Origin of the sequence: Nitratireductor sp. CH_MIT9313-5 (assembly GCF_037029545.1) — a bacterium.
Taxonomy (GTDB): Bacteria; Pseudomonadota; Alphaproteobacteria; order Rhizobiales; family Rhizobiaceae; genus Chelativorans.
Window position 1 is genome coordinate 81011 of the sequence record NZ_JAYMER010000012.1, and the last position, 22421, is coordinate 103431.

Genomic DNA, 22421 nt, shown 5'->3' on the forward strand with positions numbered 1-22421 from the left:
GAGCGCTCTGCGCGCCTTGCCGCTACCGTCCGCTTCGTTCTTCTGTCATGCAAATCACCTATGGCAGGCGGTGAGACGGTGCAGCCAAGGGACTGGAGGAGACTGGAAATGCGATATGCGATCTATTTCACGCCCGAGCGTGACGACCCGCTGGCAAAAACCGCTGCGCGCTGGCTTGGCCGGGACCCCCATACGGGTGAGGCTTTGCCGCCGGTAGCCGTCGGTTCTTTTTCTGCGGCCGAAATTGCATTTCATACAGCCGCCGCGCGCCGCTACGGTTTCCATGCGACGCTGAAAGCCCCCTTCCGACTGATGGACGGGCTGAAGGAGGCGGAACTCTGCGACGCGCTTGACCGCTATACACTGCAGCAGGAGCCGGTTCACCTGGAGCGTATCAAGCTTGCGCGTCTCAACAGTTTCTTCGCCCTGGTGCCGGCCGACCCGTCACCGGAACTCAACGCGCTCGCAAGCGATATCGTTACTGCCTTCGAACCTTATCGCGCACCGCTTTCGCCATCCGAGATCGAGCGCCGCAACCCGGACAATCTTTCGCCGGCTCAGCTGAAGAACCTGCACAAATGGGGTTACCCCTATGTGCACGAGGAATTCCGCTTCCACATGACGCTCACCGGACGGGTGCCTGCGGCGGAAGCAGAACGTATGGAACAGGCAATCAGCGACCATTTCGGCCCGCTTTTGCTGGAACCTCTCACCATTGGTACACTTGCCCTGTTCATAGAGCCGGAGCCCGGTGCCCCATTCAAGATCAAGTCTCTCCACCCGCTACAAGGCGGCAGAGCGCGTAAAACTGCCTGAAAGATCGAAATGACCAAGGAATTGCTATTCAAGAACGCGAATATCGTGCTGCCAAACGAGGTGGTGCAGGGCAATCTGCTCATCCGTGATGGCCAGCTCGCGGATATTTCAACCGGTACTGCCAATAGCGCAGGCGAAGATCTCGACGGCGACTATCTCGTGCCCGGCCTGGTTGAGCTTCATACCGACCATCTCGAGCGCCATTATTCGCCACGCCCCAAGGTGCGCTGGAACCCTGTCGCAGCCGTCATGGCGCATGATGCGCAGATCGCCGCGTCCGGTATCACCACCGTATTTGACGCATTGCGCGTCGGTCTTGATGAGGACAGCGATATCACTGCGCAGGACACACGAGATCTGGGCGACGCCATCGAGGAAAGTCAGGAGGCCGGGCGTCTGCGCGCGGAGCATTTCCTGCATCTGCGCTGCGAGGTTTCCGCACCCGATTGCTATGACGGCTTTTCGCTTTTCGCCGATGATGACCGCGTGAAGCTTGCCTCGCTCATGGACCATTCGCCGGGCCAACGCCAGTTTACCAATCTTGATGCCTACGCGCTGTACTACAAGACCAAGATGGGGCTGGATGATGATGCCTTCCGCCGCTTCTGCGAAAAGCGCATGGCGGAATCGGCAAGAAACTCCGCCCCCAACCGCCGTAAGGTCGCAGAGATCTGCGGTCAGCGCGGCATCATTCTTGCCAGCCACGACGACGCGACCACCGACCACGTGAGCGAAGCCGCGCAGGATGGTGTGCGTGTAGCGGAATTCCCCACCACGCTCGATGCGGCATCGGCTTCCAAGCAGGCTGGAATGGCGGTTCTGATGGGCGCTCCGAACGTTGTTCGCGGCGGCTCCCATTCGGGCAATGTCTCCGCACGCGAGCTGGCCGAGGAAGGAAATCTCGACATTCTGTCGTCGGATTACATCCCCTTCAGCCTCATGCAGGCGGCCTTTTCACTGGGGCAGGTCGTCAACGGTATCAGCTTGCCCGAAGCTATTGCCAAGGTATCGAAGAACCCAGCCGACGCCGTGGGCCTTAACGACCGCGGTGCCATCGAAGTTGGCCGTCGCGCTGATCTAGTGCGCGTGCGTCTTGATGACGGCATGCCGGTCATTCGCACCGTGTGGCGCGCTGGCGAGCGCGTGGCCTGAGGAGCAGAAAGATGATATCCGCCAGCATGGAAAGAGCCCGCGCCGAAACGCCCTTCCCGATCCGACAGGGTGTTTTCGTCGCAGTCGCCGGCCCCTCGGGGGCTGGCAAGGACTCTGTCATGCAATATGCGCGCGATCGGCTCGGCCCATTGGCTGCAGATATCGTCTTTGCCCGTCGTGTCATCACCCGCCCGATGGAAGCGGGCAGCGAGATACATGACAGTTTGGACGAAGGTGCATTCGAAAAGGCCGAAGCGGAAGGCTCATTTGCTGCATCATGGCGGGCCAATGGGCTCTGCTATGGTTTGCCGACTGAGCTCGACGATGTGGCGCGGGCAGGGCAGGTGGTCGTGGCGAATGTATCGCGGGCGGCCATCCCGACCTTGAGCGAACGCTACCTCAATTTCCAACCCGTCATCATCACGGCACCCCGCAATGTGCTCGCAGACCGGCTGGCCGCGCGCGGTCGTGAAAGCCGAGAAGAGCTTCTGAAGCGTCTGGAGCGTGCAGACGCAACCGAGCTACAGGTGCCCCAGGCGCTCGTAATCGACAATTCCGGTCCGCTTGAGCGTGCGGGCGAACAGTTTCTGGCTGTTCTGCGCAAGGCGGCCGCCTGGAGTGATGTTTGCGACACGGTGTGAACCGAGCACCTTCCTTCTGCCTTCATCTGCGCTATTGTGCGCCGCTGCGCATATGAGCGGCATCAGATGAATGAATGGAATGGTCAAAGTGGTACCCAAAGCGGAATTGCACTGTCACATTGAGGGCGCGGCGTCGCCGGCACTCGTTATGGCTCAGGCGAAGAAATACGGCGTCGATGTCTCGTCCTTCATCCGCGATAACGCCTATCACTGGAATGACTTCACCAGCTTCCTCAAGGCCTATGATCGCGCTGCCGAGCTCTTCCGCACGCCTGAAGACTATGCCCTTCTGACGGAAAACTATCTGCGTGAGATCGCGCGCGAAGGCGCGATATATGCGGAGTTCTTCACCTCGCCGGACCATGCCGAGCGGGTGGGGCTGTCGCCCGAATCCTACACCGAGGCACTGGCCGAAGGCATGCGCCGCGCCAGGTCCGAAACCGGTATCGAGTCGCGCATGGTGGTGACAGGCGTCCGCCATGTCGGACCAGAAGCGGTTGAGAAGGCAGCCCTATTTGCCGCCAATTGCGGACACCCTCTGGTCACGGGCTTTGGCATGGCCGGTGACGAACGCATGGGCACTGCAAGTGATTTCGCCCGTGCCTTCGACATCGCACGCGAGGCGGGCCTGGGCCTGACCGTTCATGCTGGAGAATTCGGCGGCCCCGAAAGCGTCCGATCCGCACTGGATACCTTTGCGCCGACCCGCATCGGCCACGGCGTGCGCGCCATCGAGGATGACGCGCTTGTTCAGCGCATCGCAGAAGAAGGTATCGTGCTAGAGGTCTGTCCGGTCTCCAATATCGTCCTTGGAGTCTACGACAAGATCGAGAACCACCCGCTTCCAGCACTGAAGGAGGCAGGTTGCCGCGTAACCGTCAGTTCAGACGACCCGCCGCATTTCCACACCTCACTCGCCAACGAATATGAAGTGGCGAAAGAGCATTTCGGCTTTGACGACCGGGAACTGCTCGACCTCACCCGCACCTCCGTCGAGGCAGCCTTTGTGGATGAAGCAACGCGCTCTCGTCTCTTGGAGCGTCTGAACGGGTCATCCGCGGCATAAATGCTTGCGCCCCGGCCCTGCATCTGGTTTCCGACAGGGTAAGAGTATTCAGATGCAGGTAAGCGTGCAGGCCGCGCGCGAGATCATGGAGCCAATCATGCAGGGCGTGAACGTCGTCGATCATCCGCTTGTACAGCACAAGCTGACCATCATGCGGGACAAGGAAACCTCCACCGGCAGCTTCCGCCGCCTGTTGCGCGAGATTTCGCTGCTGCTCTGCTATGAGGTGACCCGTGATCTGGAAGTGACCACGCGGGTCATCGAGACGCCTGTTCAGGAAATGAAGGCGCCGACGCTTGAGGGCAAGAAGCTGGTCTTCGCCTCGGTCCTGCGTGCAGGCAATGGTCTGCTAGACGGCATGCTCGATCTTGTCCCATCCGCCCGCGTTGCCCATGTCGGTCTCTACCGTGACCACGAGACGCTGGAAGCGGTTGAATATTTCTTCAAGGCGCCATCCGATCTTGAAGACCGTCTGGTCATCGTGGTCGACCCGATGCTTGCCACGGCCAATTCCGCCGTTGCCGCCGTGCAGAAGCTGAAGGACCGCGGCGCGACAAACCTCCGCTTCCTCTGCCTCCTGGCCGCACCGGAAGGCGTCGAGCGCTTCCGGAAGGCTCATCCCGACGTTCCGGTCTATACCGCCTCCATAGACGAGAAGCTGAACGAAAAAGGCTATATCGTCCCCGGCCTGGGCGATGCCGGTGACCGTCTCTACGGCACCAAGTAGTTAAGGCCTTGGAAACCAAAGCTGCTTCAAGCACGCGGCGTTTAAGCTATCGGTGATACTGTGCCTCCATGCTGGCTCGCGCCAGAATGGGGGCAATAATGCGCTTGAGCAAAATCATCTTCGTAAGTTCGCTCGTCGGGGTCGCAGTCGCGCTTCCGATGGTGCACCGCGACAACCCGGAGCTCTTTGCCAGGCTCATCAACCATTTCTACGAAACCTCGGCCACGGGCGAGGAAAGCCGCATGACGGTCCGACTGAGCCGGGCGGAACTGGAGCGTGAGCAGGAAAATCTGCTTGGCCGGAAGGTCCGGATTCCAGCGGATGCAAAGGGGCATTTCTTCGCGGAATTCAAGCTGAACGGACGGCGCATTTCCGGCATGGTCGATACCGGCGCCACCATGGTTGCAATCAATACCAGCACCGCCCGCAAGGTCGGCATCAGGCTTCAGGAATCCGACTTCAACGCACGGGTGAACACGGCGAACGGCATGACGCGCGCGGCCGTTGCAAAGCTGGACGGCATGGCAATCGGGAAAATCTACATTCCCGACGTCGAGGTGCTCGTTCTGGATGACCGCGCACTTGACCACACGCTTGTGGGGATGAGCTTTCTGAGCGAATTGAAGCGTTTCCAGATTGAACAAGGTTCGCTCATTCTGGAGCAGTGACTATCCGTCTATTCGCTCAAGCACTGGATCATTCCGCCCGGTACTTTCGCCAATCCGGATGGCTCTAAGTACGGCAGAAAGCGCCGCCTGTGCGTCTTCGTGATTGGCAGCGTGGATGCGCGCAAGCGGATCCCCCTTGTTGACTGCCGTGCCAACAGGTCTGATGCGGTCGATACCCACGCGGTGATCGATCTTATCCTCTGCGCGCCTGCGCCCTCCGCCAAGGCCGATCACGGCAACGCCCACGGCACGCGAGTCGATGGCTGACACATGTCCATTCTCCGGAGCCGGGATATCAATCACAACCGGAGCTTTCGGCAGATGATGTTCGGCCCGATCAAGAAAGTTGCTTGGCCCACCCAGTGCGGCCACCATTCTGTCGAATTGCTCAGCCGCCCTCCCGTCATTCAGAGCATTCCGCGCCATGGCTTCGCCATCATGGGGAGAAGAGGCAAGCCCGCTGGAAAACAGCATCTCTGCGCAAAGCGCCAGCGTCACGCGCTCCAAGCGGTCGGTGCGCCGCGCGCCGGTCAAAAAGTCTGCCGCAACCTGAACCTCCACCGCATTGCCTGCCGCGTCGGCCAGCGGCTCGTTCATGTCGGTGAGTAATGCCGTCGTCTTGAGGCCCGCGCCATTGGCCACCTGCACGAGACATAGCGCCAGCTCGTGCGCTTTTTCATGACTGCTCATGAAAGCGCCATTGCCGCATTTCACATCAAGCACCAGGCTCTGCAGCCCTGCGGAGAGCTTCTTGGAGAGTATGGAGGCGGTGATAAGGGGTACCGATTCCACCGTGCCGGTCACGTCGCGTACCGCGTAGAAGCGCTTGTCGGCAGGCGCAAGGTCGGAGGTCTGCCCGATGATTGCACAGCCTGCTTCGCGTACCGTTTTGCGGAAGAGGTCAAGCCCGGGCTGACTCTGATAACCGGGGATGGAATCCATTTTGTCGAGCGTACCGCCCGTATGCCCCAGGCCTCTGCCGGAAATCATCGGCACGAGACCGCCACAGGCTGCAATGATGGGCGCGAGCATCAGGGAGACATTGTCGCCCACACCGCCTGTCGAATGCTTGTCGGTAACGGGGCGATCAAAGCCCTGCCAGTCCAGCACGTCGCCGCTGTCACGCATGGCGAGCGTCAGCGCAACCGATTCCTCGCGCGTCATGCCGTTGAGAAAGATCGCCATGGCCAGAGCGGCAACCTGGCCCTCGCTCCAGCCATCATCGCTCAGGCCCTGCACGAAGGCGCCGATTTCATCCGGGCCGAGCGCCTTGCCATCACGCTTGAGGCGGATGATCTCCTGCGGCAGGAGGCTAGTCATCGCGGTGCATGCCGGAGGCGAAATAGGCGCGCAGCACCTGTGCGAGGCGCTGGCCGCCAAGTGGCGCCATGTCCTTCGTCTCCTGATGAGACATCTCGCCTGCAGCCATGCCCGCCCCCAGATTGGTGATGACCGAGCAGGCGGCGACCTTCAGTCCGATGAAGCGCGCGAGAATGACTTCGGGAACGGTGGACATGCCGACAGCGTCGGCACCAAGCGTCCGCGCCATGCGGATTTCCGCCGGCGTCTCGAAGGACGGGCCCGAAAACCACATATAGACGCCGCGATGAAGGGTGACATCGGCCGTTTCCGCTGCCTTCGCCAACGCCTCGCGCATATCGCGGTCATAGGCTTCGCTCATTCCGGTAAAGCGTCGGTCGCTCTGCTCGCCGATCAGCGGGTTCATGCCCGAATAGTTGATGTGATCGTCGATCAACATCACCGATCCGGGCGGCATTTCCGTATGCAGTGAACCTGCCGCATTGGAAAGCAGAAGGCTGGTCACCCCAATGCCCCACAGCACCTCGAGGGCAGGACGCATCGCTGCCGCATCGCCGTGCTCGTAGTAATGCGCGCGACCTGCAAGCATCACCACCGGAACACCCTGGAACGTGCCGGCAACGATCTTGCCTGCATGGCCCGATACGCCGCTGTGCGGAAAGCCGGGAAGCTCCTCGTAAGGTATGTGGACCGCGTTCTCGACCTCCTCGACAAGACCGCCCAGGCCCGAACCAAGCACAATGGCCACCCGCGGCATCAGGCCGGCCAGCCGCTCGGTCAGAATATCAACCGCTTCCTTCACCGGTTCTGCTCCAGATCAAAGCCACGTGGAAAAATGGACGAGAAAGGCACGCTCTCAACCACGCCTTCGGTGGTGCAAAGATGCAAGACCGCATCCTCCGTCACGAATTCTGAAAGCCGTTGGCGGCATCCGCCACAGGGCATGATGCGTTCCATCTTCTCTGCGACCACGGCCACTTCCGCGACCTTGCCGCCGCCACCCATGATGAGGTGCCCCAGCGCGGTCGTCTCGGCACACCAGCCTTCCGGATAGGATGCATTCTCGATATTGCAGCCGGAATGCACCTGACCATCTTCGGTGCGAAGCGCTGCACCGACCGGAAAACGCGAATAGGGCGCATAAGCCTTGGCCATGGCCGATTTCGCGGCCTCGAACAGATCTTCCGCCATGGGCTAGCGCTCCTTCACATAAGGCGTGCCACCCGCACGCGGAGGCACAGCCTTGCCGATGAAGCCCGCAAGCAGGATCACGGTCAGGATGTAAGGCAGTGCCTGCATGAACTGAACCGGAACGCGCCCGATCAGCGGCAGCGGGGTTCCCTGGATGCGGATCGCAAATGCATCGAGGAAACCGAACAGAAGGCAGGCAAACATCACCGGTACCGGCTTCCACTTGGCAAAGATGAGGGCAGCCAGCGCGATGAAGCCGCGCCCTGCCGTCATGTCCTTTACGAAGCCCGCATTTTGCGCCAGCGCCAGATAGGTGCCTGCAAGGCCGGTGAGGATGCCCGTACACATCACCGCGCGATAACGCAGCCATGCAACCGAGATACCCGCCGTATCCACGGCAGCCGGATTTTCACCGACCGCGCGCAGGCGAAGGCCAAAGCGCGTGCGGAACATCACCCACCATGTGAAGGGCACCAGCAGGAAGGCAACATAGACGAGAAGCGAATGACCGGAGATCAGCTCTGCATAGATCGGACCGATGATCGGCACGTCACGGACTGCATCCGCGAAGGGCAGGTGAATGGCGTTGAAGCGACCTTCCGCGCCCAGAAGCGGCGTGCGCCCGCCTTGGCTGAACCAGGCCTGTCCCAGAATGATCGTCGAGCCGGCCGCGATGAAGTTGATGGCAACGCCCGAAACGATCTGGTTGCCGCGATGCGTAATGGAGGCAAAACCATGCACCAGCGCAAAGAACACCGAGACCACCACTGCGGCAAGGAGACCGATCCATGCGCTTGCGGTGACGGCAGCGGCAGCACCGGCGGCAAAGGCGCCGGCCAGCATCTTGCCTTCAAGGCCGATATCGAAAACGCCCGAACGTTCCGAATAAAGCCCCGCGAGTGCGGCCAGCAGCAGCGGCACGGAAAGGCGAACGGTGGAGTCGAGAACCGCAATCAGCGTGTCGAAGAATTCCATGTCAGGCACGCTCCCCTCGCGCGTCGCTTCTATCGCGGTCTGCCGCGTTGAACCCTGCAAACAGCGCCTGCACCGAGGGGCGGAACATGTGCTCCAGCGCCCCGGCAAACAGGATGACGAGACCCTGGATGATGACGATCATGTCGCGCGAGATACCGGGCATCTCGAAGGCAAGTTCCGCACCGCCCTGATAGAGCATGCCAAACAGGATTGCTGCCGGCACGATGCCTGCCGGATGCGAGCGTCCCATCAGCGCCACGGCAATACCCACAAAACCCGCACCCGTTACGAAGTCGATCTGCAGCCGGTGCTGATCACCCAGAACCGGATTGAGCGCCATCATGCCGGCAAGAGCGCCGGAAATCAGCATGGTGATGATGATGATGCGCGTCTCGCTCACACCGGCATAGCGCGCAGCCTTCGGGCTGTGGCCACGCATGCGGATCTCGTAGCCAAGCTTTGTGCGCCAGATGAGAACCCAGACACCGAAGGCAGAAAGCAGCGCCAGCAGGAAGGACAGGTTGAACGGAGCCGAACGGATCGTGAAGCCGAACCATTCCAGCATGAAGTTCAGCTTCGGCAGATGTGCCCCTTCGGCAAAGGTGCGCGTCTGCGGCGCCTGCAGGCCGGCCGGCTTCAACACATTCACCAGCAGATAGACCATCAGGCTGGCGGCGATGAAGTTGAACATGATCGTCGTGATGACGATATGCGAGCCGCGCTTGGCCTGGAAATAGGCGGGAATGAAGGCCCATGCCGCACCGAAGGCGGCAGCTCCCGCAATCGCCAGCGGGAAGGTCAGCCACCAGGGCAGGATATTGTCGAAGGCAAGCGCGACAAGCGCCACGCCAAGCCCACCCACATAGGCCTGTCCCTCGCCGCCGATATTGAACAGGCTGCAGTGGAACGCCACCGCTACCGCAAGTCCGGTAAAGATGAAGCTCGTCGCGTAATAGAGCGTATAGGCAATGTTCTGCCCCCGCCCCAATGCGCCGTCGATCAGGATCATGGCCGCACGAAGCGGGTTCTCGCCCACCAGCAGAACCACAAGTCCTGCCACGAAGAAGGCAACCAGAAGATTGATGAGCGGGATCAGCCCGTAATCAGCCCATGCGGGCAATTTCGCATAAGGCGCACTCATTCCGCCGCTTCCTTTTCTTCAACGCCGGCCATCAGCAGGCCGAGTTCGCCTTCGGTGGCTTCCGGGCCGCGTTCGCCGACCACGCGGCCGGCGAACATGACGAGGATACGGTCGGAGAGCGAGCGGATCTCGTCGAGTTCGACGGAGACGAGAACTACGGCCTTGCCCGCATCGCGCATCTCGATCAGGCGTTTGTGGATGAATTCGATGGCGCCGACATCCACGCCGCGCGTCGGCTGGCCGACGATCAGCACCTTCGGGTCCTGCTCAATCTCGCGGGCCAGCACGATCTTCTGCTGGTTGCCACCGGAGAAATTGGCTGTCTTCAGGCGCGGATCGGGTGGGCGGATGTCGTATTTCTTGATCTTCTCGACCGCGTCCTCGCGCATGGCCTTGATGTCGAGCAGCATGCCTTTGCGGTATTTCTCCTGCCCGTGATAGCCGAGCATGGCGTTTTCGTTCTCTTCAAAGGCCAGTACGAGGCCGACATGATGGCGGTCTTCGGGCACATGGGCCATGCCGCGCCGGCGCAGATCGGCAGGGTCGGCTTCGCCCGTAAGGTCCACCGGCGCGCCGTCAAGCGTCACCGTGCCGTTCTCCGCCTTGCGGATGCCCGTGATCGTGTCGAGAAGTTCCGTCTGTCCGTTGCCGGCCACACCTGCAATGCCCACAATTTCACCTGCGCGCACATCGAAGGAGACATTCTCCACCATGGTCACGCCGCGCGAATCCTTCACCGTCAGGTTCTTGACCGAAAGCAGAACCTCGCCGGGCTTTGCCTCGCCCTTTTCCACCTGCAGAAGCACGCGGCGGCCGACCATGAGTTCGGCCAGTTCCTCGACGCTGGTTTCTTCCGTCTTGCGCGTGGCGACCATCTGGCCTTGGCGCATGACGGAGACATTGTCGGTGACGGCCATGATCTCGCGCAGCTTGTGCGTGATGAGGATGACGGTTTTGCCCTCGTCCTTGAGCTGGCGAAGGATGCGGAAAAGGTGATCGGCCTCCGCAGGCGTCAGCACGCCAGTCGGCTCGTCGAGAATGAGAATGTCTGCGCCGCGATAAAGCGCTTTCAGGATCTCCACGCGCTGCTGAAGGCCGACCGGCAGTTCCTCGACAATGGCGTCGGGATCGACTTCCAGCCCGTAATCGCGCTCCAGCCGTTCAAGCTCCGAGCGCGCATTGGCGATGGAGCGGTTGAGTAACGGCGCGTCTTCGGCACCCAGGACCACGTTTTCCAGAACCGTGAAATTGTGCACCAGCATGAAGTGCTGATGCACCATCCCGATGCCTTTTTGGATCGCGTCGGAGGAGGAGGTGATCTTCACCTCGCGCCCGCCGATGAAGATGCGCCCGCTATCGGCCTGGTAGAAGCCGTAGAGGATCGACATCAGCGTCGACTTGCCAGCGCCGTTCTCGCCGATGATCCCGTGGATTGTCCCCGCCTCGACCTTCAGGTCGATGTCGCGGTTGGCGCGCACGGCACCAAAACTTTTCGATATGCCCTTGAGCTCGATTGCGGCTTCCGCCATGCGGGCTCTTCCCCGTATATTGTCGTTTGTTTGCTTTAAGGATACCCGGTGTGGGCCGCCTTTGATTGCATACTACACTCGACAAAGGTTCAGGGAATTGTCAATTTCCCTGACCATGAAGATTTCGTCCTCACCCTTCGTCTTCAATACCACGCCCTCTATCGTCTTCGAGGCGGGCGCGGCAACCCGTCTTGGCGCGATAAGTGTTTCACGCCTGGGCAGACGTGTCCTTCTGGTCACGGATCCGGGCCTGCGAAAGCTGGGTCTCGCCGATCCCGCCATCAAATCGCTCGAAGAAGCGGGCGCAAAAGTCACCCTTTTCGACGAGGTGGAGGCCGATCCCTCCCGTGAAACATTGGAGCGCGCGGTGGAAGCCGGGCGAAGGGCGCAAGCCACCGGCGTTGTCGGCTTCGGCGGCGGTTCATCGCTCGATGTGGCAAAGCTTGCAAGCCTGCTTCTGGGCTCGAATGAAGACCTCGACGAGGCATGGGGTGTAGGGCAGGCCAAGGGTCCGCGTCTGCCGCTGGTTCTGGTGCCCACCACCGCCGGCACCGGCTCGGAAGTGACGCCGGTCTCCATCATCACCGTGGGTGCGGAGGAAAAGCGCGGCGTCTCAAGCCCCGTGATCCTGCCGGATATCGCAATTCTGGATGCGCGCCTCACCCTTGGCCTGCCGCCGGCAATCACCGCCGCCACGGGCGTGGATGCCATGGTGCACGCCATTGAGGCCTATGCCTCGAAATCCGCCAACAACAATCCGCTGTCGAAAATGCTCGCCCGCCAGGCCCTTCAGCTTCTGGGCGCCAATATCGAGACGGCCGTGTTTGACGGCGGCAATGAGGAAGCACGCGGCGCGATGCTGCTCGGCTCAATGCTGGCCGGACAGGCCTTCGCCAATTCGCCGGTCGCTGCCGTCCATGCGCTGGCCTATCCGATAGGCGGCACATTCCACGTGCCCCACGGCCTGTCGAACGCGCTGGTGCTGCCTCACGTATTGCGCTTCAACGCGCCCGATGCCGCGCATCTTTATGCCGAAATCGCCCGCGATGCCTTCCCGCATCTGGATGAAGGCGAGGGCGCACAGGCGCTCTGCTCCGCCTTTATCGAGGAGCTTGCGGCCCTCTCCAGACGGCTGGAAATGCCAACCCGCCTGCGCGAGGTCGGCATCGGCGAGGAGCATCTGCCGAAGCTTGCCAGCGAAGCGATGAAACAGCAGCGCCTGCTCGTCAACAATCCGCGCGACGTGCGCGAGGAAGATGCAGCCGCCATCTATCGCGCGGCATGGTGAGATGAGCGAAAGCCGCCCCGAGCCGTCCACCCGCGCGGACTACAGCGCCTTTCGCACCATCCCCACGCGCTGGATGGACAATGACGCCTATGGCCACATGAACAATGTGGTCCACTATTCCCTCTTCGACACGGCGGTAAATGGCTGGCTGATCGAGAACAACCTGCTCGACATCAACAACAGCACCGAGATCGGTCTGGTGGTGGAGACCGGCTGCCGCTATTTCGCGGAAATGGCCTTTCCCGACATCATCACCGCTGGCCTGCGCGTTGCGCATCTGGGCAAGAGCTCGGTGCGCTACGAAATCGCGCTCTTCCGCAACGAGGAAGTGAAAGCCTCCGCCGAAGGCTTCTTCGTCCATGTCTATGTGAACCGAAAAACCCGCAAGGCCGCACAGCTCAACCCGGCCCTGCGCGCAGCACTCGAAAGCCTGCAGAAATGACCACCGACCGTATCGAACAACTCGAAATGCTCGCCGCCGAGCAGGAAAAGACCATCGAGGAACTTTCCACCCAGCTCACCGAGCAATGGAAGAGCATCGACGCCCTGCAAAAGAAACTCGACCGCCTGACCGAGCGCTTTCTGACGCTGGAAGAACAGGTGGCGCCGGATGTGCCCGTGACCAAACCGCCGCATTGGTGAGGGGGATTGGGGCTAGTGTCCGCTTTGGGATATATTGTGAGGAAATGAGGATATCCCGATGCCCCTCTACATCAACGACCCGGAAGTCGACAAACTTGCCGAAGGACTGGTTGGACTGACCAAGACCACCAAGTCCGAAGCGGTAAAGCGCGCGCTGAAACACGAAATCAGCCAGCAAAAACGCCGCCTGCCCATGCGCGAGCGACTGGCAAAATCCCTGGCGATGGCACAGGAGGCGGGTCCCTTCGCGCCAGGCGATCATGCGCAGGAGACGGATGAGCTTTGGGATGACGTTGACTGATGCTCTTCATCGACGCATCGGTGGTGGTTGCCATTCTTGCTGGCGAAGGTGATGCCGAAGTTCTGATGGCGCGGCTGGAGCGCGAAGATGGTCCCTTCGTCATCTCACCCGTCGTGCGCATGGAAGCCAGCCTCTCGCTCGCCCATGCGCCGAAACTATGAACGCGTTTTAAATGACCTGTGAATTTCCCGCCCTGCAGGTCTTCTAATTTTAGAGGTGTAGAGCGTAATCTACCTGTAGTTGGTGTGTCTTACGAGAAAATCTTATCAGGCGGGAAGCGGATGTCGAAGATCAGTGCTGCGCTCGGTAGCGTCACATTTTCCAGCGGACAAACCCTCTTAGTGAATGAGGGTGACAAGATTATCTTAGTAGGGCCGAATAACAGTGGTAAATCCCGAACGCTACGCGAAATTGAACAAGTGGCAAGAGAGGGAGATGGATCAAGATCGATTGTTGTTAAGGATATAAAGATTATTAAAAAGGGAAATTCTGAAGATTTAAAGGAATTTTTAGATGAAAGTGCAGCGTATAAAAATAGTTATTATAACTATAGAGATTGGGTAATACATGAGAATTCAGTGAAAAATTGGGATAAAAATTATCTTAGGGGGGAAATATTAGGTGGTTTTCTCAAAAGAATTGATGCGAAAACTAGACTAAGCATATGCGATCAGCAGAGCAGCATTGGTCCTCATGACCAAATGTCGCGACCGCAGCATGTTCTATTCCAAGACACTCCGCTAATGGAGCGAATAAGCACCCTGTTCAAACGAGCGTTCTCCCACGACTTGATGTTCGATTACCGCGGGGGAAGTGTCATGCCGATTCATGTTGGGAATAAGCCCTCACACGAATATTCTGACAGGGTAGGTGAAGAATACGTGGCAGCTGTACGCTCTAATCCGCTGCTAGACCAGCAGGGCGATGGGATGAAGAGCTTTGCCGGTATCCTATTTGAAACGATAGCTGTTCACCGTGATATAACATTGCTCGATGAACCTGAAGCATTCCTGCATCCACCCCAGATGAGGCGGCTCGGCGAAATCCTCGCTTCAGAAATGGATGGACAGCTTGTTGTCGCCACTCACTCCAGCGACATTATGCGCGGTTTTCTAGAAGGCACAAAAGGCAATGTGCGCGTGCTGCGCATAAGGCGAGAGGGCGCCATGAACTTCGTATCGGAAGCAGGCCCAGACGTCATAAAAGAGCTTTGGTCTCGGCCAGAGCTTAAATACTCTAATGCATTGGAGAGCATATTCCACGAGCAAGCTATCCTCTGCGAGGATGACAGTGACTGTCGCCTGTTCAATGCTGTTGCGGATTCCGTCGCACCGACCAACGGCGAAGCATGGCAAGATACTGCTTATATCCCAGTGGGTGGGAAACATGGTGTGAGGAAAGTCGCTGCGGTTTTGAGGAAGATTGGCGTGCCGATCAAGGCAGTTTTTGATATAGATTTTCTTTCGGACGAGGATCTGGTTAAGGAAACGGTAGGCGCCTTTGGGGGGGAGTGGAATGACCATAAAGCCCTTTGGAAACAAGTTGATGCAGCAGTGAGAAGTGGCGTGCGACCGAAGACGCCGAAGGAAATTGCGCGAGAATTGGTAGAGCTTTTAGATAATTGGGATGATGGTCGACTTCCGCGCAGCAAGATCACTGAAATGATGAAGCAGACCAGCGCGTGGAATATGGTCAAGAAATTGGGCGAAAACGGTATCCCGCGTGGGGAAGCGCGTAAAAATTTCGAAAAGCTCCTGCGTGGTCTCCGTGAAATCGGCATATATGTGGTCCCAGTCGGAGAGATAGAGAGCTTCTATCCAGAAATGGGGAAACACGGCCCGCAGTTCGTCCATGAACTTCTCTCTACGGTCTCGCTGGATAGTGAGAAGTTGAAATCTCTTCGGGACTTTACGACCTTAGTACATTCTGGAGCTCACGCGCCAATGCCGCACGACTGCACAAAAGAAGAGGTGGCAGCATAAGTAGCTCCTGACGCGTCTGGGGAGCGCTTCGCGTTAATTCACCCTCACCCCACCGCAGGCTCCCAAAGCTCCACCGGGTTGCCCTCCGGGTCCACGACCCGTGCAAAGCGGCCGACTTCTGAGTCCCATTCTGCCCGCGTTTCAACCTCAATGCCGGCGGCTTTGAGCTGGGCGATCATGGCGTCGAGGTCGTTGACGCGGAAATTGAGCATGAATTGCTGGGTGTCGCGGCCGAAATAGTCGGTGTCGGCGGGGAAGGGGGCGAAGACGGTGTAGCCGCTTTCCTGCTGCCACACGCCCTCGCACTCGCCGCCCACGCCCAGATGCTCGCGATACCATTCCCTAAGCTTCTGCGGGTCGCGGGCGCGGAAGAAGATGCCGCCAATGCCATTGGCTTTCTGTTTCATCATCTATGTCCTTCGGTCTTGAAATGCGTGCCCGAAACGGGCGTTTGAAAAATCGGCCATGAAAAAACCCCTGCGAGATTACTCCCGCAGGGGCTGATTGCAAAAGTATTGGTAGCTTGACGATTACTCGTCGTCGCTGCCCTGCTTCTTGAGCGCTGCACCAAGAATGTCGCCGAGCGATGCGCCGGCGTCGGTGGAACCGAACTGTGCAACGGCTTCCTTCTCTTCCGCAATCTCGAGCGCCTTGATGGAGACGTTGAGCTTGCGCGTCTTCTTGTCGAACATGGTGACGCGAGCGTCCACACGCTGGCCGACGGAGAAGCGCTCTGGGCGCTGCTCTGCACGGTCACGCGACAGGTCGGAGCGCTTGATGAAGCTTTCGACTTCGTGATCGACAAGACGGACTTCGAGGCCGCCTTCCTTCACTTCGGTCACTTCACAGGTCACGACAGCACCCTTGCGCAGGTCGCCCGATGCAACCGCATCGCCAACCGCGTCAGGACCAAGCTGCTTGATGCCCAGCGAAATGCGCTCTTTCTCGACATCGACGTCGAGAACCTGCGCCTTCACCATGTCGCCGCGATTGTACTCCTCGATGACCTGCTCGCCCGGACGCGTCCAGTCGAGGTCGGAGAGGTGCACCATGCCGTCGACATCGCCTTCCAGGCCGATGAACAGACCAAACTCGGTCTTGTTCTTGACTTCGCCTTCGACGACGGAGCCGGACGGATGGTTGCGGGCGAATGCCTCCCACGGATTCTCCAGCGTCTGCTTGAGACCGAGCGAGATGCGGCGCTTGACCGGATCGACTTCCAGAACGACCACTTCGACTTCCTGCGTCGTGGACAGGATCTTGCCGGGGTGAACGTTCTTCTTCGTCCAGGACATTTCCGAAACGTGGATCAGGCCTTCGATGCCCGGCTCCAGCTCGACGAATGCGCCGTAGTCGGTGATGTTGGTCACGCGGCCGGCAACCTTCTTGCCAAGCGGGTACTTGCCGCCAATGCCTTCCCACGGGTCGGCCTCGAGCTGCTTCATGCCCAGCGAGATGCGGTGCGTTTCCTGGTTGATGCGGATGATCTGAACCTTGACCGTCTGGCCGATATTCAGGATCTCCGTCGGGTGGTTCACGCGGCGCCATGCCATGTCGGTGACATGCAGCAGGCCGTCAATGCCGCCGAGGTCAACGAACGCACCGTAATCGGTGATGTTCTTGACGACACCCTCGACCACCTGACCCTCTTCGAGGTTCTGGACGATCTCGGAGCGCTGCTCTGCACGGCTCTCTTCAAGAACGGTACGGCGCGAAACGACGATATTGCCGCGGCGCTTGTCCATCTTGAGGATTTCGAACGGCTGCGGCGTGTGCATCAGCGGGGAAACGTCGCGGATCGGACGGATGTCCACCTGGCTGCGCGGCAGGAAGGCCACGGCACCATCCAGATCGACGGTGAAGCCACCCTTGACCTGGTTGAAGATGACGCCTTCGACGCGCTCGCCATTGTTGAACTTGACTTCCAGCTTGACCCAGCTCTCTTCGCGGCGAGCCTTCTCGCGCGACAGCATGGCTTCGCCAAGTGCGTTCTCGATGCGCTCGACATAGACCTCGACCTGGTCGCCGACCTTCATCTCGCCGTCTTTCGCCTTGGCGCCGAATTCCTTCAGCGGCACGCGGCCTTCGACCTTGAGACCCACGTCGATGATGGCCATGTCCTTTTCGATGGCCGTAACGGTGCCCTTGACGACGGTACCCTCGACAGCCTCGTTCGCGGAGAACGACTCTTCGAGCAGGCTCGCGAAATCGTCGCGGGACGGATTGAATTCTGACATTGAAGCTCCTGATATGCCCCATTTGCGGGGCTGCGCCGGTGGTTTGCGTTGCGTTGGGGCCTGCCGGTCATCCGAGCTGTTGCTCTGGCCGCCCATCAAGGGCGGCAATTCCGGCGCGAAGGATAAGGGCAGGCCGGTTTTCAGTCGTTTCCGTCAGCCAGCGCCTTCTCAACGAATGCGCGTGCTTCAAGAAACGCCGTTTCTATATCCATTTCACTCGTATCTAGCAAGTGTGCGTCGCGTGCGGGCCGCAAGGGGCTGTCGGCGCGGCCCATGTCACGCGCATCACGCCGCTTCACATCCTCCAGAACCTGCTCATAGGTCGCCTCTCCGCCGTTGGAGAGGATTTCCCTGTAGCGGCGTTCGGCGCGCACTTCGGCACTCGCCGTCACATAAAGCTTCACAGGTGCGTCGGGACACACCACGGTGCCGATGTCGCGCCCATCCAGAACAGCGCCTGGCATGGCTGCGGCAAACTGCTGCTGCTTTTCCACCAGCGCCCGGCGCACCCGCGGCATGACGGCAACCTTCGACGCCGCATCGCCAATCCCGTGCTCGGCAAGCACGGTGCGATCAAGTCTGCCCAGATCAAGCTCAAGCGCAGCCTTCTCTGCAATATCCTCGTCATCAAGCGGCAGGCCCCGGTCGATGAGCGCCTTTGCAACGCCGCGATAGGTCAGCCCCGTATCGAGATGCCGCAGGCCGAACTCCGCCGCAAGCCTTCGCGAAAGCGTGCCCTTGCCGGAAGCCGCAGGCCCGTCAATGGCAATGGCGAGTGGCTTTTCTGCTCCTGCCATCCTCAGACAGACCTCGTGATGCCGCCATCAATGCGGATATTCTGCCCCGTGATGTAGGAGGATTTCTCCGAGGCCAGAAACAGGATCAGCTCGGCCACCTCTTCCGCCGTGCCGTAACGACCCATGGGAATGCGCGAGCGGCGCTCTTCCTTTTCCGGAAGAGAGTCGATGAAGCCCGGCAGCACATTGTTCATGCGCAGATTGTCGCCTGCATATCTGTCGCAGAAAAGCTTGGTGAAGCCGGCAAGCCCCGCGCGGAAGACGCCCGATGTCGGGAACATCTCTTCCGGCTCGAACAGCGCATAGGTAGAGATATTGACGATCGAGCCCGCCTTCTGCGCCTGCATGATCGGCGTGACGAGCCGCGTGGCGCGGATGACATTGAGGAGATAGACTTCCATGCCCTCGTGCCATTCCTCGTCTGAAATCTCGAGCACCGGCCCCTTCGGCCCGTGGCCGGCACCATTCACCAGCGCGTCGATGCGGCCAAAGCGCTCCATCGTGCCGTCAATAAAGGCCTTCAGCGCTTCCGGGTCACGATTGGAGCCGGTGAAGCCGAACCCGCCGAGTTCCTGGCCCAGCGCCTCGCCCTTGCCCGACGACGACATGACGGCGACCTTATAGCCGCTTTCGGCAAGCTTGCGCGCGGCCGCCGCGCCCATGCCGCTTCCACCACCAATGACTGCTGCAACCTTGTTCGTGCTCATTCTCCGGCCTCCTTTTCAATCCGCGCACCAAGCCCCGTCATCAGATCCATGAATTCGGGGAAGCTCGTGGCGATCATCGCGCTGTCGTCGATCGTCACCGGCTTTTCGGCGGCAAGACCCAGAACAAGGAAGCTCATCGCAATGCGGTGGTCGAGATGCGTGGCAACCGTGCCGCCACCAAGCCCCTTGCCGCTGGGCACACCGCGAACGGCAAGCGTGCTCTCGCCCTCGGTGCAATCCACCCCATTGGCCTTGAGGCCGTCGGCAACAGCCGACAGACGGTCCGACTCCTTCACGCGCAGCTCTTCAAGGCCTTCCATCACCGTCTCGCCTTCGGCAAGCGCCGCAGCCATGGCCAGAACCGGATATTCGTCGATCATGCTGGGCGCCCGATCGGCGGGAACGGTCACGCCCTTCAGTTCGGACGCGCGCACGCGCAGATCGGCAACATCCTCGCCGCCCGCCTTGCGCGCATTCATGATCTCGATGGATGCACCCATCTCCTGCAATGTCAGGATGAGGCCGGTGCGCGTCGGGTTCATCAGCGCGTTCTCGATCACCACATCAGAGCCCGGCACGATGAGTGCGGCCACAAGCGGGAAGCCTGCGGACGATGGGTCGCCCGGCACGTCTATCACCTGCCCGGTAAGTTTCGGCTCGCCCTCGATGCGGATATGGCGCACACCTTCCCCATCGGTCTCAACTTCCAGCGAGGCGCCGAAGCCCGCCAGCATCTTTTCCGTATGGTCGCGCGTCATCACCGGCTCGACCACCGTGGTAATACCTGGCGTGTTGAGTGCGGCGATCAGAACGGCCGACTTAACTTGCGCGGAAGGCATGGGCACGCGGTAGGAAATCGGCGCGGCGCGTTGCGGTCCGCGCAGCGTGATCGGCAGGCGGTCGCCTTCTTCCGCTGCAACCACCTGCACGCCCATTTCGCGCAACGGGTTGAGCACGCGCCCCATGGGGCGTCGCGAAAGCGAGGCATCGCCAATGAAGCGGGTTTCCATGTCATAGGTGCCGACAAGGCCCATGGTCAGGCGAGCGCCGGTGCCTGCATTGCCGAAGTCAAGCGGCGCTTCCGGCTGCAACAGGCAGCCATTACCGGTGCCCTGCACAACCCATTCATTGCCCTCGCGCGCAATTCTCGCGCCCATGGCCTTCATGGCGTCGCCAGTGCGCAACACATCCTCGCCTTCCAGAAGGCCGGTAATGCGCGTCTCGCCTGCGGCAAGCCCGCCAAACATGAAGGCGCGATGCGAGATCGACTTGTCGCCGGGCACGCGCACGCTTCCCTTGAGCGCTTCGGATCGTCTGGAAAGGGCGGGGGAGGGCGTGCTGGAATGCATGAATTCGGTACCACTCTAAACGTGATTGAGCTGGCGCTCACTTAGCATGCGACTTTCGCAAGGTCATCCCTTGGAGGAGAGGCTACCGAAAGGCTTGGCAAAAAGCCTGACAAATGCCCCTCATTATGCTTTGACAGGCGGTCCTTCTGTGGTTATGGGACCGAAAAGCAAAGAGCGAGATTTCTCCCGCTTCTGCCTGTTGCGCAAGAGACAAACGGGCAAAAGCGGTGGGCCTGTTGGCGGAAAAGATGAGGCAGCACGGTGGCTAGAGCTGAACTTGGCACAAAACGCATTTGCCCAGAGACGGGCCGTAAATTCTATGATCTGAACAAGGATCCCATCGTCTCTCCCTATACGGGCAAGAGCTATCCGTTGAGCTTCTTTGAAGACGTGTCCGACACCTCCGTGGACGAACCGGAAGTGGACGATGAGGATGCGGCAACCGAAGGCGCGGAAGTCGTTTCTCTTGAAGACGCCGACGAGGAAACGAGCTCCAAGGGTTCGACTGATCTGCCCGATCTCGGCGACGACGACGACGATGACGTGGATCTCGGCGACGATGACAACGACACCTTCCTCGAAGACGAGGAAGAGGATGATGACGACGTTTCAGACATCATCAGCGTCGGCGACGACGACGAGGAAAGCTAATTTCCCGCGCCGACCGCAGCCATGGCGGATGCGGTCGGTGAAAAAACTTCCAAACCCGCTTGATTTAAGCAGAAAGCGGGTTTAGAAGCCGCCATCGAACCGGGCGCAAGTCCGGCGACCTCTAAGGCCCGCAAGGGCCGCGCGTGGGGCCATAGCTCAGTTGGGAGAGCGCTACAATGGCATTGTAGAGGTCAGGGGTTCGACTCCCCTTGGCTCCACCATTTCCTTTCTACTCTTCAAAGCGGATGCAGTCAGGCCCTCCTCCTAGAAGGAAAGCCCGCGCTTGTTCCACATCGCGCCATTGCGCTCTTCGTCCTTCAGGGAAGCGGAGCCGAAATTGAACTTCACGCCCGCCAGCATGCTGTGAGCATCGGCGCTGGCAATCTCCGTATCGTCATATTGCAAGCTGACATCGCTGTAGCGATAGCCGCCGTAGAGTGTGACCGGCTGTTCCGGCAGTCGGTAATTCGCGATACCCGACAGGCTGAACATTTCCGCAGAGAGGTCGAGATAGCTTAGCTGCTGATATTCGCCATCCAGACCGAAGCGCAAATTGTCATTGGCGTAGAATCTTGCGCCAAGACCTGCAGCCAGTCTGCCAAGTTCGAAGCCGGAATAATCCAGGGTGCCGAAACCCGCATAGCCATGAAACGTCATCTGGTCGGTGAAAGCAGCTGCTTCACCACCTGCAAGATAGCCAAGTGCGAATTCATCGGCCCCCCAGAGAGCCAGAGCGTCGAACAGGTCGGAGCCCAGACGGCTGCCGGAGACGAATGCACCCGCAGCGTAACGATCATCGGCGCGTTGGTAGACATGGGCCGTGGCTGAAAGCTCGTCCATTCCGAAGCCCTCAACATCGGAGCGGCCATAGTGACCGTCAGCTTGAAAGTTCCAGCCATTTCCATAGTCGGCGTTCAAGGCGCCGCGCAGCGCCCACTCCGTTGCCTCGGCTTCGTAGCCCTCTGCCTCGAACCTGGTCCCACTTCCGTGAAGGCTGATGGAGCCGGTGAAGCGGTTGCCGGTGCCCGCAACCGGTGCTTCGCTTCCCGTGATCACTGACTTGTCGGGCAGTGAGAACAACACTGCGTCGGCTTCAGCGGCCAGAGCTCCAGCAGGGGTGGCCATACCTGCCGCGCAGGTCAATAGAATTATCTTGTAAGTTGTCATGGGAATCACCGTCACTCGCTTAACGCGACGGTTATGGAGTCATTAGGGTTAAGCAGCAGTTAAACCTATGCGCT

25 protein-coding genes and 1 tRNA gene are annotated in these 22421 nt (G+C 59.8%); 14 read left to right on the forward strand and 12 right to left on the reverse strand.

What is annotated here, in order from left to right; genetic code table 11:
* Positions 1-108: 108 nt before the first annotated feature.
* The 6 genes from WA367_RS07290 to WA367_RS07315 all read left to right on the forward strand — a co-directional run bounded on the left by WA367_RS07290 (position 109) and on the right by WA367_RS07315 (position 5070).
* Positions 109-816 carry a DUF1045 domain-containing protein gene (locus WA367_RS07290; protein WP_336056137.1) on the forward strand — a complete coding sequence of 236 codons (708 nt, stop codon included), beginning with the start codon at positions 109-111 and terminating at the stop codon, positions 814-816.
* Positions 817-825: 9 nt separating this feature from the next.
* Positions 826-1968 carry an alpha-D-ribose 1-methylphosphonate 5-triphosphate diphosphatase gene (locus tag WA367_RS07295; RefSeq protein ID WP_336056138.1) on the forward strand — a complete coding sequence of 381 codons (1143 nt, stop codon included), beginning with the start codon at positions 826-828 and terminating at the stop codon, positions 1966-1968.
* A gap of 11 nt (positions 1969-1979) precedes the next feature.
* Complete coding sequence (gene phnN, locus WA367_RS07300) at positions 1980-2609, forward strand: phosphonate metabolism protein/1,5-bisphosphokinase (PRPP-forming) PhnN (protein ID WP_336056139.1); 630 nt, start codon at positions 1980-1982, stop codon at positions 2607-2609.
* Between the two features lie 79 nt (positions 2610-2688).
* The gene (locus WA367_RS07305; protein WP_336056140.1) at positions 2689-3675 is read left to right on the forward strand and encodes an adenosine deaminase; all 987 of its coding nucleotides are present in this window, start codon (positions 2689-2691) and stop codon (positions 3673-3675) included.
* Between the two features lie 97 nt (positions 3676-3772).
* A complete protein-coding gene (gene upp / locus WA367_RS07310) occupies positions 3773-4402 on the forward strand; it encodes a uracil phosphoribosyltransferase (RefSeq protein ID WP_336056178.1) in 630 nt (209 codons plus the stop codon).
* A gap of 98 nt (positions 4403-4500) precedes the next feature.
* Positions 4501-5070 (forward strand): TIGR02281 family clan AA aspartic protease, encoded by a 570-nt coding sequence (locus tag WA367_RS07315; protein ID WP_336056141.1) that lies wholly within the window; start codon positions 4501-4503, stop codon positions 5068-5070.
* Here the strand turns inward: WA367_RS07315 and deoA are convergent, their stop codons facing one another.
* From deoA to WA367_RS07345, 6 genes are read right to left on the reverse strand one after another with little or no spacing between them, the layout of a single operon-like run.
* Positions 5071-6390 carry a thymidine phosphorylase gene (deoA, locus tag WA367_RS07320; protein WP_336056142.1) on the reverse strand — a complete coding sequence of 440 codons (1320 nt, stop codon included), beginning with the start codon at positions 6388-6390 and terminating at the stop codon, positions 5071-5073.
* On the reverse strand, positions 6383-7192 hold the full coding sequence (locus tag WA367_RS07325; protein WP_336056143.1) for a purine-nucleoside phosphorylase: 810 nt from the start codon (positions 7190-7192) through the stop codon (positions 6383-6385). Before WA367_RS07325 ends, deoA begins: the two co-directional genes overlap by 8 nt.
* Positions 7189-7581, reverse strand: a complete 393-nt coding sequence (locus WA367_RS07330; RefSeq protein WP_336056144.1) for a cytidine deaminase — start codon at positions 7579-7581, stop codon at positions 7189-7191. The genes WA367_RS07325 and WA367_RS07330 overlap by 4 nt, the downstream gene beginning before the upstream one ends.
* Before the next feature lie 3 nt (positions 7582-7584).
* On the reverse strand, positions 7585-8556 hold the full coding sequence (locus tag WA367_RS07335; protein ID WP_336056145.1) for an ABC transporter permease: 972 nt from the start codon (positions 8554-8556) through the stop codon (positions 7585-7587).
* Position 8557: 1 nt separating this feature from the next.
* Positions 8558-9697, reverse strand: a complete 1140-nt coding sequence (locus WA367_RS07340) for an ABC transporter permease (protein ID WP_336056146.1) — start codon at positions 9695-9697, stop codon at positions 8558-8560.
* A complete protein-coding gene (locus WA367_RS07345) occupies positions 9694-11226 on the reverse strand; it encodes an ABC transporter ATP-binding protein (protein ID WP_336056147.1) in 1533 nt (510 codons plus the stop codon). Before WA367_RS07345 ends, WA367_RS07340 begins: the two co-directional genes overlap by 4 nt.
* Positions 11227-11341: 115 nt before the next feature.
* On the opposite strand from WA367_RS07345, the gene WA367_RS07350 reads away from it, so the two are divergent.
* The 6 genes from WA367_RS07350 (at position 11342) to WA367_RS07375 (ending at position 15439) form a co-directional block, all read left to right on the forward strand.
* Positions 11342-12514: an iron-containing alcohol dehydrogenase gene (locus WA367_RS07350; protein ID WP_336056179.1), complete on the forward strand. Its 1173-nt coding sequence runs from the start codon at positions 11342-11344 to the stop codon at positions 12512-12514.
* Between the two features lies 1 nt (position 12515).
* On the forward strand, positions 12516-12956 hold the full coding sequence (locus WA367_RS07355) for an acyl-CoA thioesterase (protein WP_336056148.1): 441 nt from the start codon (positions 12516-12518) through the stop codon (positions 12954-12956).
* Positions 12953-13156, forward strand: a complete 204-nt coding sequence (locus WA367_RS07360; RefSeq protein WP_336056149.1) for a SlyX family protein — start codon at positions 12953-12955, stop codon at positions 13154-13156. Before WA367_RS07355 ends, WA367_RS07360 begins: the two co-directional genes overlap by 4 nt.
* Before the next feature lie 58 nt (positions 13157-13214).
* On the forward strand, positions 13215-13457 hold the full coding sequence (locus WA367_RS07365; protein WP_336056150.1) for a type II toxin-antitoxin system VapB family antitoxin: 243 nt from the start codon (positions 13215-13217) through the stop codon (positions 13455-13457).
* A complete protein-coding gene (locus WA367_RS07370) occupies positions 13457-13618 on the forward strand; it encodes a PIN domain-containing protein (protein ID WP_336056151.1) in 162 nt (53 codons plus the stop codon). The genes WA367_RS07365 and WA367_RS07370 overlap by 1 nt, the downstream gene beginning before the upstream one ends.
* A gap of 120 nt (positions 13619-13738) precedes the next feature.
* Complete coding sequence (locus WA367_RS07375; protein ID WP_336056152.1) at positions 13739-15439, forward strand: ATP-dependent nuclease; 1701 nt, start codon at positions 13739-13741, stop codon at positions 15437-15439.
* A 44-nt stretch (positions 15440-15483) separates the two neighbouring features.
* Here the strand turns inward: WA367_RS07375 and WA367_RS07380 are convergent, their stop codons facing one another.
* The 5 genes from WA367_RS07380 to aroA all read right to left on the reverse strand — a co-directional run bounded on the left by WA367_RS07380 (position 15484) and on the right by aroA (position 20529).
* Positions 15484-15846 carry a VOC family protein gene (locus tag WA367_RS07380; protein WP_336056180.1) on the reverse strand — a complete coding sequence of 121 codons (363 nt, stop codon included), beginning with the start codon at positions 15844-15846 and terminating at the stop codon, positions 15484-15486.
* Between the two features lie 123 nt (positions 15847-15969).
* Positions 15970-17676, reverse strand: coding sequence for a 30S ribosomal protein S1 (gene rpsA, locus WA367_RS07385; protein WP_336056153.1), 1707 nt, complete (start codon positions 17674-17676; stop codon positions 15970-15972).
* A 140-nt stretch (positions 17677-17816) separates the two neighbouring features.
* Positions 17817-18473, reverse strand: coding sequence for a (d)CMP kinase (gene cmk / locus WA367_RS07390; protein ID WP_336056154.1), 657 nt, complete (start codon positions 18471-18473; stop codon positions 17817-17819).
* A gap of 2 nt (positions 18474-18475) precedes the next feature.
* On the reverse strand, positions 18476-19180 hold the full coding sequence (locus WA367_RS07395) for an SDR family oxidoreductase (RefSeq protein WP_336056155.1): 705 nt from the start codon (positions 19178-19180) through the stop codon (positions 18476-18478).
* The gene (gene aroA, locus WA367_RS07400; protein WP_336056156.1) at positions 19177-20529 is read right to left on the reverse strand and encodes a 3-phosphoshikimate 1-carboxyvinyltransferase; all 1353 of its coding nucleotides are present in this window, start codon (positions 20527-20529) and stop codon (positions 19177-19179) included. The genes WA367_RS07395 and aroA overlap by 4 nt, the downstream gene beginning before the upstream one ends.
* 261 nt (positions 20530-20790) lie before the next feature.
* Here aroA and WA367_RS07405 point away from each other — a divergent pair, with 261 nt between their 5' ends.
* Both WA367_RS07405 and WA367_RS07410 read left to right on the forward strand, forming a co-directional pair.
* On the forward strand, positions 20791-21180 hold the full coding sequence (locus WA367_RS07405; RefSeq protein ID WP_336056157.1) for a TIGR02300 family protein: 390 nt from the start codon (positions 20791-20793) through the stop codon (positions 21178-21180).
* Between the two features lie 145 nt (positions 21181-21325).
* Positions 21326-21401, forward strand: a tRNA-Ala gene (locus WA367_RS07410).
* Between the two features lie 43 nt (positions 21402-21444).
* Here the strand turns inward: WA367_RS07410 and WA367_RS07415 are convergent.
* A complete protein-coding gene (locus WA367_RS07415; protein WP_336056158.1) occupies positions 21445-22347 on the reverse strand; it encodes a hypothetical protein in 903 nt (300 codons plus the stop codon).
* Between the last annotated feature and the right edge of the window lie 74 nt (positions 22348-22421).